The sequence below is a fragment of the Macrococcus armenti genome, assembly GCF_020097135.1.
GTDB lineage: Bacteria > Bacillota > Bacilli > Staphylococcales > Staphylococcaceae > Macrococcoides > Macrococcoides armenti.
In genome coordinates this window covers 206,597-220,898 of record NZ_CP083608.1, presented here as the reverse complement: position 1 = coordinate 220,898, position 14,302 = coordinate 206,597, and the positions used below count along the sequence as shown (strand labels likewise).

The 14,302-nt window shown below is 37.6% G+C and carries 30 protein-coding genes; all 30 read right to left on the bottom strand.

Going from position 1 to position 14,302, the window contains the following annotated elements:
- Nucleotides 1-14: 14 nt before the first annotated feature.
- The 30 genes from rplQ to rpsJ all read right to left on the bottom strand — a co-directional run bounded on the left by rplQ (nt 15) and on the right by rpsJ (nt 14,107).
- On the bottom strand, nt 15-383 hold the full coding sequence (gene rplQ / locus LAU42_RS01200) for a 50S ribosomal protein L17 (protein ID WP_224183915.1): 369 nt from the start codon (nt 381-383) through the stop codon (nt 15-17).
- 18 nt (nt 384-401) lie between these two features.
- Complete coding sequence (locus LAU42_RS01195) at nt 402-1,346, bottom strand: DNA-directed RNA polymerase subunit alpha (RefSeq protein WP_224183914.1); 945 nt, start codon at nt 1,344-1,346, stop codon at nt 402-404.
- Nucleotides 1,347-1,426: 80 nt separating this feature from the next.
- Nucleotides 1,427-1,816, bottom strand: coding sequence for a 30S ribosomal protein S11 (rpsK, locus tag LAU42_RS01190; RefSeq protein WP_096077483.1), 390 nt, complete (start codon nt 1,814-1,816; stop codon nt 1,427-1,429).
- 20 nt (nt 1,817-1,836) lie between these two features.
- Nucleotides 1,837-2,202 carry a 30S ribosomal protein S13 gene (gene rpsM / locus LAU42_RS01185; RefSeq protein ID WP_012656127.1) on the bottom strand — a complete coding sequence of 122 codons (366 nt, stop codon included), beginning with the start codon at nt 2,200-2,202 and terminating at the stop codon, nt 1,837-1,839.
- Between the two features lie 19 nt (nt 2,203-2,221).
- Complete coding sequence (rpmJ, locus tag LAU42_RS01180) at nt 2,222-2,335, bottom strand: 50S ribosomal protein L36 (RefSeq protein ID WP_003156543.1); 114 nt, start codon at nt 2,333-2,335, stop codon at nt 2,222-2,224.
- Nucleotides 2,336-2,370: 35 nt separating this feature from the next.
- Complete coding sequence (gene infA / locus LAU42_RS01175; RefSeq protein WP_001118443.1) at nt 2,371-2,589, bottom strand: translation initiation factor IF-1; 219 nt, start codon at nt 2,587-2,589, stop codon at nt 2,371-2,373.
- A gap of 20 nt (nt 2,590-2,609) precedes the next feature.
- Nucleotides 2,610-2,891: a KOW domain-containing RNA-binding protein gene (locus LAU42_RS01170; RefSeq protein WP_224183913.1), complete on the bottom strand. Its 282-nt coding sequence runs from the start codon at nt 2,889-2,891 to the stop codon at nt 2,610-2,612.
- A 54-nt stretch (nt 2,892-2,945) separates the two neighbouring features.
- Nucleotides 2,946-3,593 carry an adenylate kinase gene (locus LAU42_RS01165; protein ID WP_224183912.1) on the bottom strand — a complete coding sequence of 216 codons (648 nt, stop codon included), beginning with the start codon at nt 3,591-3,593 and terminating at the stop codon, nt 2,946-2,948.
- A 17-nt stretch (nt 3,594-3,610) separates the two neighbouring features.
- The gene (secY, locus tag LAU42_RS01160; protein WP_224183911.1) at nt 3,611-4,900 is read right to left on the bottom strand and encodes a preprotein translocase subunit SecY; all 1,290 of its coding nucleotides are present in this window, start codon (nt 4,898-4,900) and stop codon (nt 3,611-3,613) included.
- Nucleotides 4,900-5,340 (bottom strand): 50S ribosomal protein L15, encoded by a 441-nt coding sequence (gene rplO / locus LAU42_RS01155; protein ID WP_086037937.1) that lies wholly within the window; start codon nt 5,338-5,340, stop codon nt 4,900-4,902. The genes secY and rplO overlap by 1 nt, the downstream gene beginning before the upstream one ends.
- Nucleotides 5,341-5,369: 29 nt before the next feature.
- Nucleotides 5,370-5,549, bottom strand: a complete 180-nt coding sequence (rpmD, locus tag LAU42_RS01150; RefSeq protein WP_086041705.1) for a 50S ribosomal protein L30 — start codon at nt 5,547-5,549, stop codon at nt 5,370-5,372.
- Between the two features lie 14 nt (nt 5,550-5,563).
- Complete coding sequence (gene rpsE, locus LAU42_RS01145; RefSeq protein WP_012656122.1) at nt 5,564-6,061, bottom strand: 30S ribosomal protein S5; 498 nt, start codon at nt 6,059-6,061, stop codon at nt 5,564-5,566.
- 18 nt (nt 6,062-6,079) lie between these two features.
- Nucleotides 6,080-6,442, bottom strand: a complete 363-nt coding sequence (gene rplR, locus LAU42_RS01140; protein WP_224183910.1) for a 50S ribosomal protein L18 — start codon at nt 6,440-6,442, stop codon at nt 6,080-6,082.
- Nucleotides 6,443-6,469: 27 nt separating this feature from the next.
- Nucleotides 6,470-7,006, bottom strand: a complete 537-nt coding sequence (gene rplF / locus LAU42_RS01135; protein ID WP_224183909.1) for a 50S ribosomal protein L6 — start codon at nt 7,004-7,006, stop codon at nt 6,470-6,472.
- Nucleotides 7,007-7,035: 29 nt separating this feature from the next.
- Nucleotides 7,036-7,434, bottom strand: a complete 399-nt coding sequence (rpsH, locus tag LAU42_RS01130) for a 30S ribosomal protein S8 (RefSeq protein WP_224183908.1) — start codon at nt 7,432-7,434, stop codon at nt 7,036-7,038.
- 29 nt (nt 7,435-7,463) lie between these two features.
- Complete coding sequence (gene rpsN / locus LAU42_RS01125; protein ID WP_036787751.1) at nt 7,464-7,649, bottom strand: 30S ribosomal protein S14; 186 nt, start codon at nt 7,647-7,649, stop codon at nt 7,464-7,466.
- Nucleotides 7,650-7,677: 28 nt separating this feature from the next.
- Nucleotides 7,678-8,217 (bottom strand): 50S ribosomal protein L5, encoded by a 540-nt coding sequence (gene rplE, locus LAU42_RS01120; RefSeq protein ID WP_012656118.1) that lies wholly within the window; start codon nt 8,215-8,217, stop codon nt 7,678-7,680.
- A 23-nt stretch (nt 8,218-8,240) separates the two neighbouring features.
- On the bottom strand, nt 8,241-8,549 hold the full coding sequence (gene rplX / locus LAU42_RS01115) for a 50S ribosomal protein L24 (protein WP_224183907.1): 309 nt from the start codon (nt 8,547-8,549) through the stop codon (nt 8,241-8,243).
- Between the two features lie 31 nt (nt 8,550-8,580).
- The gene (rplN, locus tag LAU42_RS01110; RefSeq protein ID WP_086041702.1) at nt 8,581-8,949 is read right to left on the bottom strand and encodes a 50S ribosomal protein L14; all 369 of its coding nucleotides are present in this window, start codon (nt 8,947-8,949) and stop codon (nt 8,581-8,583) included.
- Between the two features lie 29 nt (nt 8,950-8,978).
- On the bottom strand, nt 8,979-9,242 hold the full coding sequence (rpsQ, locus tag LAU42_RS01105; protein WP_164941492.1) for a 30S ribosomal protein S17: 264 nt from the start codon (nt 9,240-9,242) through the stop codon (nt 8,979-8,981).
- 22 nt (nt 9,243-9,264) lie between these two features.
- Nucleotides 9,265-9,477, bottom strand: a complete 213-nt coding sequence (gene rpmC / locus LAU42_RS01100; RefSeq protein ID WP_041635771.1) for a 50S ribosomal protein L29 — start codon at nt 9,475-9,477, stop codon at nt 9,265-9,267.
- Entirely contained in the window at nt 9,467-9,901 is a 435-nt protein-coding gene (rplP, locus tag LAU42_RS01095) for a 50S ribosomal protein L16 (protein ID WP_086041700.1), read from the bottom strand. The genes rpmC and rplP overlap by 11 nt, the downstream gene beginning before the upstream one ends.
- A gap of 2 nt (nt 9,902-9,903) precedes the next feature.
- Nucleotides 9,904-10,557, bottom strand: coding sequence for a 30S ribosomal protein S3 (gene rpsC / locus LAU42_RS01090; RefSeq protein WP_224183906.1), 654 nt, complete (start codon nt 10,555-10,557; stop codon nt 9,904-9,906).
- 25 nt (nt 10,558-10,582) lie between these two features.
- Nucleotides 10,583-10,954, bottom strand: a complete 372-nt coding sequence (gene rplV / locus LAU42_RS01085) for a 50S ribosomal protein L22 (protein WP_224183905.1) — start codon at nt 10,952-10,954, stop codon at nt 10,583-10,585.
- A 22-nt stretch (nt 10,955-10,976) separates the two neighbouring features.
- Complete coding sequence (gene rpsS, locus LAU42_RS01080; RefSeq protein WP_012656110.1) at nt 10,977-11,255, bottom strand: 30S ribosomal protein S19; 279 nt, start codon at nt 11,253-11,255, stop codon at nt 10,977-10,979.
- A gap of 64 nt (nt 11,256-11,319) precedes the next feature.
- Nucleotides 11,320-12,150 (bottom strand): 50S ribosomal protein L2, encoded by an 831-nt coding sequence (rplB, locus tag LAU42_RS01075; protein WP_224183904.1) that lies wholly within the window; start codon nt 12,148-12,150, stop codon nt 11,320-11,322.
- A gap of 35 nt (nt 12,151-12,185) precedes the next feature.
- The gene (gene rplW / locus LAU42_RS01070) at nt 12,186-12,461 is read right to left on the bottom strand and encodes a 50S ribosomal protein L23 (protein ID WP_012656108.1); all 276 of its coding nucleotides are present in this window, start codon (nt 12,459-12,461) and stop codon (nt 12,186-12,188) included.
- On the bottom strand, nt 12,461-13,084 hold the full coding sequence (gene rplD, locus LAU42_RS01065; RefSeq protein ID WP_224183903.1) for a 50S ribosomal protein L4: 624 nt from the start codon (nt 13,082-13,084) through the stop codon (nt 12,461-12,463). Before rplD ends, rplW begins: the two co-directional genes overlap by 1 nt.
- Nucleotides 13,085-13,110: 26 nt before the next feature.
- Nucleotides 13,111-13,773, bottom strand: coding sequence for a 50S ribosomal protein L3 (gene rplC / locus LAU42_RS01060; protein ID WP_224183902.1), 663 nt, complete (start codon nt 13,771-13,773; stop codon nt 13,111-13,113).
- 25 nt (nt 13,774-13,798) lie between these two features.
- Nucleotides 13,799-14,107 (bottom strand): 30S ribosomal protein S10, encoded by a 309-nt coding sequence (gene rpsJ / locus LAU42_RS01055; RefSeq protein WP_012656105.1) that lies wholly within the window; start codon nt 14,105-14,107, stop codon nt 13,799-13,801.
- Between the last annotated feature and the right edge of the window lie 195 nt (nt 14,108-14,302).

Here is a 14,302-nt window from a genome sequence, read left to right as displayed (position 1 = left end):
TGATAATTTACTGATTAAACTAACTCGATGATTACCATTTCTGAACCGTCTCCACGACGTGGTCCAACTTTCATCGTTCTAGTGTATCCACCTTGACGCTCAGTGTAACGTGGCGCGATATCAGCGAATAATTTTTGAATTGCGAATTGTGTAGTTTCGTCTTCGTTTAAGATTTCAACACGACGTAATACAGTAGCTGCTTGACGACGCGCATGTAAATCTCCACGTTTACCTAAAGTAATTAATTTTTCTACGATTTTACGTAATTCTTTCGCACGTGCTTCAGTCGTTTCGATACGCTCGTTAACGATTAAAGAAGTTGCTAAGTCGCGTAACATCGCTTTACGTTGATCAGACGTACGTCCTAATTTTCTGTAACCCATGAATCGTAACCTCCTTTATCAGTCTTCTTTTCTTAATCCAAGACCTAAGTCTTCTAATTTGAACTTAACTTCTTCTAAAGACTTGCGTCCTAAGTTACGAACTTTCATCATATCAGCTTCTGATTTGTCAGCTAATTCCTGAACAGAATTAATACCTGCACGTTTCAGACAGTTATAAGAACGAACTGATAAATCAAGTTCTTCTATAGACATCTCTAGAACTTTTTCTTTGTGATCTTCTTCTTTTTCAATCATGATTTCAGCATTTTGTGCTTCATCAGTTAAATCAACGAAGATATTTAAGTGTTCTGTCATAATCTTAGCACCTAAAGAAATTGCTTCCTGTGGTGTTAATGATCCGTCAGTCCAAACATCTAAAGTTAATTTATCAAAGTTAGTACTTTGACCTACACGTGTATTCTCTACTTGATAGTTTACACGCTCAACTGGTGTGTAGATTGAATCAACTGGAATAACCCCAATTGGTAAATCACTTGTATTATTATCTTCAGCTAAAGTGTAACCGCGTCCTGCATTTGCAATTAAACGCATTTTTAAGTGTCCACCTTTAGATACTGTTGCAATTTTTAAATCTGGATTTAAAATTTCAACATCGCTGTCATGCATAATATCTTTAGCAGTAACAACACCTTCATCTTTAACATCGATCTCTAACGTTTTATCTTCATCTGAGTAGATTTTAAGCGCTAGCTTCTTGATGTTCATGATGATTGCAGTTACATCTTCTACAACGTTCTCAACAGTTGAGAATTCGTGTAAAACGCCTTCGATTTCAATGTTCTTAACAGCCGCACCTGGTAATGAAGATAATAGGATACGACGTAAGGAGTTTCCTAATGTTGTACCATAACCACGTTCTAACGGTTCAACTACGAATTTACCGAATTTAGAATCTTCACTAATTTCTACTGTCTCAATTCTAGGCTTTTCGATTTCAATCATTATATATCCTCCTTCAACAACGTCGAATAATTTTTTTAGTTCTAAATACTATTATAAGTGTCTTTGATACTAATTCAAAATTATACGCGACGACGTTTCGGTGGACGACAACCGTTATGTGGAACTGGAGTAACGTCTTTAATCGCTGTAATTTCTAAACCAGCTGATTGTAACGCACGAATTGCTGCTTCACGACCTTGACCAGGTCCTTTAACAGTAACTTCTACAGTTTTTAAGCCATGCTCCATAGCTGCTTTAGAAGCAGTTTCTGATGCCATTTGAGCTGCGAATGGTGTAGATTTACGAGAACCTCTGAAACCTAACGCACCAGCAGATGACCATGATAAAGCATTACCGAATTCATCAGTAATTGTTACGATTGTATTGTTGAATGTTGAACGGATGTGTGCAACACCAGATTCAATATTCTTTTTCACTCTACGCTTACGTGATACTTGTTTACGTGCCATTTAGCTCACTCCTTTACTTATTATTTCTTCTTGTTCGCTACAGTCTTAACTGGACCTTTACGAGTACGTGCATTGTTTTTAGTATTTTGTCCACGAGTTGGTAAACCACGACGGTGACGAATACCTCTGTATGATGCGATTTCCATTAAACGTTTGATGTTTAAGTTCACTTCACGACGAAGATCCCCTTCTACTTTGTATCCATCAACGATTTCACGGATTCTTCCTAACTCGTCTTCTGTTAAATCGCGCACACGAGTATCTTCAGAAACGTTTGCTTCTGCTAAGATTTTTTGTGCCGAAGTTCTACCAATACCATAAATGTAAGTTAAAGCGATAACTACGCGTTTCTCACGTGGTACGTCTACACCTGCGATACGTGCCATTTATTACACCTCCATTTTCTTATCCTTGTTTTTGTTTGTGTTTTGGATTTTCACAAATTACCATTACTTTACCTTTTCTGCGAATAACTTTACATTTTTCACAAATGGGTTTAACTGATGGTCTTACTTTCATGTTTCTTACCTCCTAATTTAATATTGGAGTTCTTATTATTTATAACGATACGTAATGCGTCCACGAGTTAAATCGTAAGGACTCATTTCAACTGTTACTTTGTCGCCAGGTAGAATACGGATATAGTTCATACGAATTTTACCGCTAACATGCGCTAAGATCTCATGACCATTTTCTAATTCTACTTTAAACATTGCATTTGGTAAAGTATCAAGTACAGTACCTTCTAATTCAATTACATCTTGTTTAGCCATTATCAAATTCCCCCTTTTTATCAAGATTCCGAAATTCGAGCGGTATATTTTTGCAAAACGTAACGTAATTTAGCGTCTGTTACAAAACCTGCTTCAGAAATACTCGATTTAATTTCAGGTGAGATAACATCACTTAGTATTAAATGCGACAGGTTCTTTTTCTTAGGATGTTTCATCTTCCGTTTATCTCCATCTGTAACAAGTACAAATCGTTGATCAATAATAGAAATAATTACTCCATGTAGTCCTTTGTCTTTGCCACGACTAATCGTAACAAACTGACCAATACTCGCTTGATTCAAACTGATCACATCCACGCTTGTATCTCACCAAAGAGGTGAATTCTAGGTAAACGATTAAAGCTTTTGTAATACAGCTTCAACTTCAGCAGTAACGTCCTTAATATCTTTCGAACCGTCAATATTAAATAATACACCTTGTTCAGTGTAAAAATCAACAAGAGGTTTTGTTTGTTTGATGTTAACATCTAAACGATTACGAACTGTTTCAGGATTGTCATCTGCACGTTGATATAATTTACCACCGTCGATATCACAGATACCTTCTACTTTAGGCGGATTAAATACTAAATGATAAGTTGTTCCACAAGTTTCACAAATGCGTCGACCTGTAAGACGATTCATAAGCTCTTCTTCCTGAACATCAATGTTTACGACAGCTTCAATCTTACGACCAGCTTCAGCTAACATTTCATTCAGTGCAACAGCTTGTTCAACTGTTCTCGGGAAACCATCAAGCAAAAATCCTTTTTTTGCATCTTCTTCTAAAAGTCTTTCACGAACGATACCAATTGTCACTTCATCAGGAACAAGTTCACCATTGTCCATAAAGCTCTTAGCTTTCTGACCAAGTTCAGTGTTGTTCTTGATAGCAGCTCTAAACATATCTCCAGTAGAAATATGGGGAATCGGGTATTTCTTAATAATTTCACTCGCTTGAGTTCCTTTACCTGCTCCAGGTAAGCCCATTAAAATGATATTCATAAAATGCCCTCCAGACATTAACGTCTTTTGAATCCTCTATATTCACGCTGACCAAGTTGAGCTTTTAATTGTGCAATTGTTTCTAACGCAACCCCGATTACGATTAATAAACTTGTACCACCAATACGTAATGACTGTGGCAAGTTTAAGAAATCTGAAACGAGTAAAGGCAATACTGCAATTGCAGCTAAGAAAATTGACCCAACGAAAGTTAAGCGATAAAGAACTCTCGTAATATAGTTTTTTGTGTTTTTACCAGGACGAATCCCCGGTACGTAACTTCCTTGCTGTCTTAAATTATCTGCCATCTGCTCAGGATTAACTTGAACAAATGCATAAAAGTATGCAAATAAGATAATAAGTACAACATAAACAATCATGCCGATAGGTTGTGCTGGATCAGAGTGTGTCGCTAAAGATATCGCCCAAGCTTTATTTGGGAATAACATCTGTAATGTCTTCGGTAACATAAAGAATGCCATAGCGAAGATTACTGGAATAACACCTGCAGAGTTTACCTTAAGTGGTAAAAACGTCGCTTGTGGTGCTAAACGATTTGATGTCGTTCTCTTAGCATACTGGATCGGAATCTTACGAATTGCCTGCAGGAAGAATACAGAGATTGCAGTTAATGCAATCATACCGATTAAAATTCCGACAGCTTCTAATATTGCCATATTCGTGTCATCAGCACCAACAAAACGTTGTTGGTAATACTGTGTTAACGCATGTGGAATAGAAGATAAAATACCACCGAAGATAATAATCGAAATACCATTTCCTACACCATGCACTGTGATCTGCTCACCTAGCCACATTAAAAATGCAGTACCAGCTGTTAATACAATAGCGATAAGTAAGAAGTTCCATATGGTAGCGTTCTTAATTAATTGGCCACCAAGCATATTATTGAAACTATAACTCATACCAAGCCCTTGAATAAACGCCAAAATAATTGTGAAATAACGCGTAAACTGCGTAAGCTTTTTACGACCTACTTCACCTTGTTTTGACCATTCTGTAAACTTTGGAACAACATCCATTTGTAATAATTGAATTACGATAGATGCTGTAATATAAGGCATAATACCCATCGCAAGTATTGAGAAGTTTGTAAGTGCGCCACCACCAAAGGTATTAAATAAATCTGTGATACCTTTGCTGGTTTGTGCTTCAAATGCTGATGGATTAACACCAGGCACCGGAATATAAGTTCCAATTTTAAAGATAATTAACATTGCGAGTGTAAACATGATCTTGCTACGAATTTCTTTTGTTCTAAAGAAATTGATAAATGTACTAAACATTAGATCACCTCAGTTGTTCCGCCCTTACCTTCGATTGCTTCTTTCGCTGAAGCTGAGAATTTATGAGCTTTTACTGTTAATTTCTTAGATAACTCACCATTTCCAAGTACTTTAATACCAGACTTTTCGTTTGAAACAACGCCTGTTTCAATTAATAAAGCTGGAGTGATTTCAGTACCATCTTCGAAACGATTTAATTGGTCTAAGTTAACAATCGCATAGTCTTTACGGTTGATATTAGTGAATCCACGTTTTGGTAAACGACGGAATAAAGGTAATTGACCACCTTCAAAACCTAAACGTACGCCACCACCTGAACGAGCTTTTTGCCCTTTGTGTCCACGTCCACTTGTTTTACCATTACCTGAAGCCATACCACGCCCAACACGGTTACGTTCTTTACGTGCACCTTCAACTGGTTTCATTTCATGTAATTTCATTTCGGCACCTCCTTATATTGATTATTATATTATGCTTCTGTAACTGTCACTAAGTGACTTACTTTGTTAATTTGCCCACGAATCGCAGGGTTGTCTTCAACTTCTACTGATGAATGCATCTTAGTTAAACCAAGAGCTTTAACAGTTTTACGTTGTGTCTCAGGACGACCGATGATACTACGAGTGAGGGTAATTTTAATTTTAGCCATATTGAATGCCCTCCTTAATTGTATAATTCTTCGACTGATTTACCACGTAATTTTGCAACATCTTCAGCAACTTTAAGTTCTTTTAAACCTTCAACAGTAGCACGAACCATGTTGATTGGTGTGTTTGATCCTAATGATTTTGAAAGAATGTCAGTAATACCTGCTAATTCTAACACGGCACGGACTGGTCCACCAGCGATAACCCCTGTACCAGGTGCTGCTGGTTTAATTAATACGCTTCCTGCACCGAATCTACCTGTAACTTCGTGAGGTGTAGTACCTTTCACACGAGGAACAGTGATTAAGTTTTTCTTAGCATCTTCAATTGCTTTTTTAATCGCTTCTGGTACTTCTTGTGCTTTACCAGTACCGAAACCAACGCGACCATTTTTGTCACCGACAACAACTAAAGCAGTGAAACGCATACGACGTCCACCCTTAACAACTTTAGATACACGGTTGATCGTAACTACGCGTTCTTCAAATTCTTTAACTTCTTTTTCACGACGCATTAAGAGTTCCTCCTTTTATTAAAATTCTAGACCGTTTTCACGAGCTGCATCAGCTAATGCTTTAACACGTCCATGGAATAAGTATCCTCCACGGTCGAATACAACTGCTTTAACGCCTTTTTCAACTGCTAATTTCGCAACTGCTTCGCCAACTTTAGCTGCAGCTTCTACGTTAGAAGTTGATTCAAGTCCTAAGTTTTTATCTTGTGTTGATGCTTGAGCTAAAGTAACACCTTTAACGTCATCAATCACTTGTGCATAGATATGTTTGTTTGAACGGTATACGTTTAAACGTGGACGCTCAGTAGTTCCAGATAATCTGCTACGTACACGAGCGTGTCTTTTCATACGCACTTTATTCTTATCGATTTTAGTGATCATGAATATTCTCCTTTCCTATTTTAGAGATTACTTACCAGTTTTACCTTCTTTACGACGAACATATTCGCCTTCATAACGAACCCCTTTACCTTTGTAAGGTTCTGGCGGACGAGTAGCACGGATGTTTGAAGCGATAGCTCCAACACGTTCTTTAGAAATACCTTCAACTTTTACTTTCGTGTTTTTATCTACTGATAAAGTAATGCCTTCTTCAGCCACGATTTCGATAGGGTGAGAGTATCCAACGTTAAGGATTAAGTTTTTACCTTGCATTTGCGCACGGTAACCTACCCCGATTAATTCTAAGTTCTTTTCGAATCCTTTAGAAACACCTTCAACCATGTTTGCGATTAAAGCACGAGTAGTTCCGTGGATTGTTTTATGAGCTTTAGAATCAGATGGACGAACTACTTCTAAAGTATTGTCTTCTAATTTATATGTCATTTCTTCGTTAAATGTACGAGTTAATTCACCTTTTGGTCCTTTAACTGTAACAGTATTACCGTCGATTTTAATTTCAACACCTGTTGGGATGTCAATAACCTTTTTACCAACACGACTCATTAGTCGGCACCTCCTTCTTTAATTAATTCTTACCAGATGTAAGCTAATACTTCTCCACCGATATTACGTTGACGCGCTTCTTTATCAGTTAATACACCTTCAGAAGTTGAAACTAAAGCGATACCTAAGCCGTTTAATACTTTTGGTAACTCATCAGCTTTTGCGTAAACACGTAAACCAGGTTTTGAGATACGTTTTAAACCAGTGATAACACGCTCGTTGTTAGCACCGTATTTTAAGAACATACGGATAACACCTTGTTTGTCATCTTCGATATATTCAACACTTTTTACGAATCCTTCACGTTTAAGGATTTCAGCGATTTCTTTTTTGATGTTTGATGCAGGGAATTCTAATTTCTCGTGACGTACCATGTTTGCGTTACGTACGCGAGTTAGCATATCTGCGATTGGATCTGACATAGTCATTTAAAATTTCCTCCTTTCAGGTTTGAATTTTACCAGCTTGCTTTTTTAACGCCAGGAATCTGACCTTTATAAGCTAGTTCACGGAAACAAATACGGCAAAGTTTGAATTTGCGTAATACTGAATGCGGACGTCCGCAACGTTCACAACGAGTATATTCTTGTACTTTAAACTTTTGTTTACGCTGTTGTTTAGCGATCATTGATTTTTTAGCCACTAAATTTAGCCTCCTTTTATATTAGAGATTACTTTTGAAATGGCATACCGAATTGTGTTAACAATTCACGAGCTTCCTCGTCAGTGTTAGCAGTCGTTACGATAACAATATCCATTCCACGTGTTTTACTTACTTTATCATAATCGATTTCAGGGAAAATTAATTGTTCTTTTACACCTAATGTGTAGTTACCGCGACCATCAAACGCTTTGTTTGAGATACCACGGAAGTCACGTACACGAGGTAATGAAACGTTAACTAATTTATCAAAGAATTCATACATTCTTTCGCCACGTAAAGTTACTTTAGCGCCGATAGGCATACCTTCACGTAAACGGAATGTCGCGATTGATTTTTTTGCTTTAGTAACCATTGGTTTTTGACCTGTGATTGCTTGTAGTTCTTCAACTGCTGAGTCTAAAACTTTAGAGTTTTGAACTGCATCACCGATACCCATGTTTACTACGATTTTTTCGATTTTTGGCACTTCCATAATTGATGAATACTCAAATTTCTTCATCATCTCAGGAGTGATTTCATTTAAGAATTTTTCTTTTAAACGTGTCAATGTGAGAACCTCCTTCCAGATAATTATTTAATGATTTCTCCAGATTTCTTTGCTACACGTACTTTTTTACCGTCTTCTATCTTAGTACCAACACGTGTTGGTTTGTTTGTCTTTGGATCTAATAACATAACATTTGAAACGTGAATTGCAGCTTCGAATTCAGTGATGCCGCCTTCAGGATTCATTTGAGTAGGTTTTTGGTGTTTCTTAACGATGTTAACACCTTCAACAACTACGCGATCTTTTTTAGGAAGTGCTTCAATAACAGTTCCTGTTTTACCTTTATCTTTACCTGTGATAACGATAACTTTGTCGCCTTTTTTAATATGCATGTCGTAGACACCTCCTCTTAATTAGTGTTTATTATAATACTTCAGGTGCTAATGATACGATTTTCATGAAGTTTCCTTCACGTAATTCACGTGCAACAGGTCCGAAGATACGTGTTCCACGAGGTCCTTTGTCATCACGGATGATAACACAAGCGTTCTCATCAAATTTGATGTATGAACCGTCGTTACGACGAACACCAGATTTAGTACGAACGATAACAGCTTTAACAACGTCACCTTTTTTAACAACGCCACCTGGTGTAGCATTTTTAACTGTACATACGATTACGTCACCAATATTAGCTGTTTTACGGCCAGATCCGCCTAATACTTTAATAGTTAATACTTCACGAGCACCAGAGTTATCTGCTACTTTTAAGCGTGATTCTTGTTGGATCATTCGAGTTACCTCCTTTATCTAATTTCTTATTAAATGATTACTGATTCTTCAACAACTTCTACTAAACGGAAGCGTTTTGTAGCTGATAAAGGACGTGTTTCCATAATCTTAACGATGTCGCCCATTTTAGCTGTATTGTTTTCATCATGTGCTTTGTATTTTTTAGAATACTTTACACGTTTACCGTATAAAGAATGTGTTTTGTAAGTTTCAACTAACACAGTAATCGTTTTATCCATTTTGTCAGATACAACTTTACCTGTGTAAACTTTACGATCGTTTCTTTCGCTCACAAGAGTACCCTCCTATTCAAAATTATTTTTGTTCAGTTTTTTGTTGCTCGATTTCTCTTTCACGTACAACAGTTTTCATACGCGCGATTGATTTCTTAACTTCGCGAATACGTGCTGTATTTTCAAGTTGACCTGTAGCTAACTGAAAGCGTAGGTTGAAAAGTTCCTCTTTAAGCGATTTTACTTTAGTTTCAATTTCTGAAGTGGTTAAATCTCTAATTTCCTTAGCTTTCATTTGTGTCACCACCCAATTCTTCACGTTTTACAAACTTAGTTTTCACTGGAAGTTTGTGAGATGCTAAACGTAATGCTTCACGCGCTACTTCTTCAGAAACACCCGCGATTTCAAACATAATACGTCCAGGTTTTACTACTGCTACCCATCCTTCAACTGCACCTTTACCAGATCCCATACGTACTTCTAAAGGTTTCTTAGTGTATGGTGTGTGAGGGAAGATTTTAATCCAAACTTTCCCGCCACGTTTCATGTAACGAGTCATTGCAATACGAGCTGATTCAATTTGACGAGATGTGATCCAAGCAGCTGTTGTTGCTTGTAAACCATATTCACCAAATGTTACTTCGTTTCCGCCTTTAGAACGACCAGTTGTTTTAGGTCTATGTTGACGACGGTATTTTACACGTTTTGGTAATAACATTATTATTTTCCTCCTTCACTAGACTTCTTTGTAGGAAGAACTTCTCCACGATAGATCCATACTTTAACACCAAGTTTACCGTAAGTAGTGTCTGCTTCAGCATGTGCGTAATCGATGTCAGCACGTAATGTATGAAGTGGAACAGTTCCTTCTGAATATTGTTCAGCACGCGCGATATCTGCGCCGCCTAAACGTCCTGATACTTGAGTTTTGATACCTTTAGCACCTAACTTCATAGCACGTTGGATCGCTTGTTTTTGAGCACGACGGAATGATACACGGTTTTCTAATTGACGTGCAATGTTTTCCGCTACTAATCTTGCATCCATATCAACTTTCTTAACTTCTACAACGTTGATGTGTACACGTTTACCAGTTAAGTTGTTTAAGTTGTTACGTAATTTTTCAATTTCTGAACCGCCTTTACCGATAACCATACCAGGTTTACCAGTGTGGATAGCGATGTTCACGCGATTTGCTGCGCGTTCGATTTCTACACGAGAAACAGAAGCGTCTTTTAAGTTTTCTTCGATATATTTACGAACTTTTAAGTCTTCGTGTAATAATGAAGCGAAATCTTTTTCTGCATACCATTTCGCATCCCAGTCACGAATAATACCGACACGAAGTCCGATTGGATTAATTTTTTGACCCACTGTATTCCCTCCTTAATGAGATATATTATTTTGTTTCTTGAGCTTCAGTGTTAGAAGTTTTAACTTCTTTGTCAGCTACAACGATAGTGATGTGGCTTGTACGTTTGTTGATCGCACTTGCACGACCTTGTGCACGTGGACGGAAACGTTTTAAAGTTGGTCCTTCGTTTGCATAAGCTTCTTTAACAACTAAAGTATCAATGTTCATATCATAGTTATGCTCTGCATTTGCTAATGCTGACATTAATAACTTTTCAACTACAGGTGATGATGCTTTGTTTGTTAATTTTAAAATAGCGATAGCTTCCGCTACTTCTTTACCTCTGATAAGATCTAAAACTAATCTCACTTTACGAGGTGCGATTCTGATTGTTCTTGCAACCGCTTTTGCTTCCATGGTTATTCCTCCTTATCTGAAATTAGCGTTTAGTTTTCTTGTCGTCTGCACCGTGACCTTTGTAAGTACGTGTAGGTGCGAATTCTCCTAATTTATGTCCAACCATATCTTCAGTTACGTATACAGGTACGTGTTTACGACCATCGTATACTGCGATAGTGTGTCCAATAAAGTTTGGGAAAATTGTAGAGCGACGTGACCAAGTTTTGATTACTGTTTTTTTGCCGCCTTCCTCTAATGCTTCAACTTTTTTCATTAAGTGATCATCGATGAAAGGTCCTTTTTTAAGACTACGAGCCATTATGGCGCCTCCCTCATTCTTACATATCGTTAGCGGCTAGGCCGCTAACTTTAGTAAGTTATTATTATTTTTTACGTCCACGAACGATAAGTTTGTTAGAACGGTTTTTCTTCTTACGAGTTTTCTTACCAAGAGTTGGTTTACCCCATGGTGACATTGGAGATGGACGACCGATTGAAGTACGACCTTCACCACCACCGTGTGGGTGATCGTTAGGGTTCATTACAGAACCACGAACTGTAGGACGGATACCTTTCCATCTTGAACGTCCAGCTTTACCGATGTTGATTAATTCGTGTTGCTCGTTACCTACTTGACCGATTGTAGCACGGCAAGTTGATAAGATCATGCGAACTTCACCAGATTTTAAACGAACTAATACGTATTTACCTTCTTTACCAAGTACTTGTGCACTTGCTCCAGCTGAACGTACTAATTGTCCACCTTTACCAGGTTTTAACTCGATATTGTGGATAACTGTACCAACTGGGATATTTTGAAGTGGTAAACAGTTACCTACTTTAATATCTGCTTCTGGTCCGTTAACTACTTGAGTTCCTACTTTTAAACCTTTAGGTGCGATGATGTAACGTTTCTCACCATCTAAGTAATGTAATAATGCGATGTTTGCTGAGCGGTTTGGATCGTATTCAATCGTTGCCACTTTCGCTGGGATACCATCTTTATTACGTTTGAAATCAATGATACGGTATTGACGTTTATGACCGCCACCTCTGTGACGTACAGTTAACTTACCTTGGTTATTACGTCCCGCTTTTCTCGGAAGGGGAGCAAGTAATGACTTTTCAGGTGACGTTGACGTAATTTCAGCGAAATCTGAACCTGTCATATTACGACGACCGTTTGTTGTTGGCTTATAATGTTTAATTGCCATTGTCGTTTTACCTCCTTAATGGTAAATGTTTATTTTTAGTTGAAGAAGTCGATTGAACCTTCTTTTAAAGTTACGATCGCTTTTCTTCTTTTGTTTGTGTAACCGTTGTAACGGCCAACACGTTTCTTTTTAGCTTTGTAGTTCATAACGTTTACTTTGTCAACTTTTACATTGAAGATATCTTCAATTGCAATTTTGATTTGAGTTTTGTTTGCACGCGTATCTACATCAAATGTGTATTTATCTTGTGCCATTTGTTCAGATGAACGTTCAGTGATAACGGGGCGCTTAATAATATCGCGATTTTCCATTAACCAAGCACCTCCTCTACTTTTTCAACTGCACCTTTAGTCATTACTACTTGGTTTGCATGAACGATATCTAATACGTTTAAACCAGTTGTAGTAATAACAGTTACGCCTGGGATGTTACGTGCTGATAAAGCTACGTTTACATCTTCAGCTTCAACGATGAACAATACTTTTTTAGGTAATTCTAAAGTAGTTGTCATGTTTTTGAATTCTTTTGTTTTAGGAGCATCAAATGTTAATGATTCTAAAACTGTAAATGCGTTTTCTTTTACTTTCGCTGATAAAGCTGAACGTAAAGCTAAACGACGCATTTTCTTAGGCATTTTGTATGAATAACTTCTTGGTGTTGGTCCGAATACGATACCACCACCACGCCATTGTGGCGCACGAATTGTACCTTGACGTGCACGACCTGTACCTTTTTGTTTCCAAGGTTTACGTCCACCACCGCTCACTGCTGAACGATTTTTAACTGCGTGCGTTCCTTGACGCATTGAAGCTCTTTGTAAGTTAATCGCTTCGAATAATACATGTTGATTAGGTTCGATTCCGAATACGTTGTCGTTTAATTCGATTGAACCTGCTTTTGTTCCATCTACTTTTAATACATCATAATTAGCCATTATGTTATTTCCTCCTTTCGTAGATACTATTTATTACCTTTTTTAATTGAAGTTTGAATTTTTACTAAACCTTTTTTAGGTCCTGGTACATTACCTTTTACTAAGATAACGTTGTTTTCAGCGTCTACTTTAACGATTTCTAAGTTTTGCATAGTAACTGTATTACCACCCATGCGGCCTGGTAATGCTTTACCTTTAAATACTTTAGAAGCGTCAGATGCCATACCCATTGAACCTGGGCGTCTGTGGTAACGAGAACCGTGACTCATTGGTCCACGTGACTGTCCGTGGCGTTTAATTGCACCTTGGAAACCTTTACCTTTTGAAACTCCTGTCACGTCAACAATGTCACCAGCTTGGAATGTATCCACAGTGACTTCTTGACCTACTTCGTAAGCATCAACGTCTACGTTTCTGAACTCACGAATGAAGCGCTTAGGTGCTGTACCTGCTTTTTTAGCATGGCCTTCAGCTGGTTTCGTTGCAAATTTGTTTGATTTGCGGTCTGCTTTGTAAGCTTGTTTGTCTTCAAAACCGATTTGGATTGATGAATAACCATCAACTTCGTCAGTTTTCTTTTGTAATACTACGTTTTGTGCTGCTTCTACTACTGTTACTGGAATTAATTCACCGTTTTCAGCGAAAACTTGTGTCATTCCTACTTTTCTTCCTAAGATTCCTTTGGTCATCGAAAGTCGCACCTCCTACTTTTTATTATAATTTGATTTCGATGTCTACACCTGATGGTAAGTTTAAGCCCATAAGAGCATCAACTGTTTTAGGTGTTGGGTTAACGATGTCGATTAAACGTTTGTGCGTGCGTTGCTCGAACTGTTCACGAGAATCTTTGTACTTGTGAACGGCACGGATAATTGTGTAAACTGTTTTTTCCGTTGGTAACGGAATTGGTCCTGATACTTCTGCACCTGAACGTTTTGCAGTTTCTACAATTTTCTCAGCTGATTGATCGATAATGCGGTGATCATACGCTTTCAAACGAATACGAATTTTTTGTTTTGCCATAATTTTACCTCCTCTTGTACGTCTATTTTAGTTTGATAGACTTCTCCACGAAAATTGTCTCACACATCGCCATGGCAAAGCGGCCGGGTGTGTCAGTAACCTCTCGCTTCATCGCTTTTTAAAGTCCAACAGTAGATATAATACACGAATATTAATCATTTATCAATAGATAACTGGATATTTATAAAAGTTTTT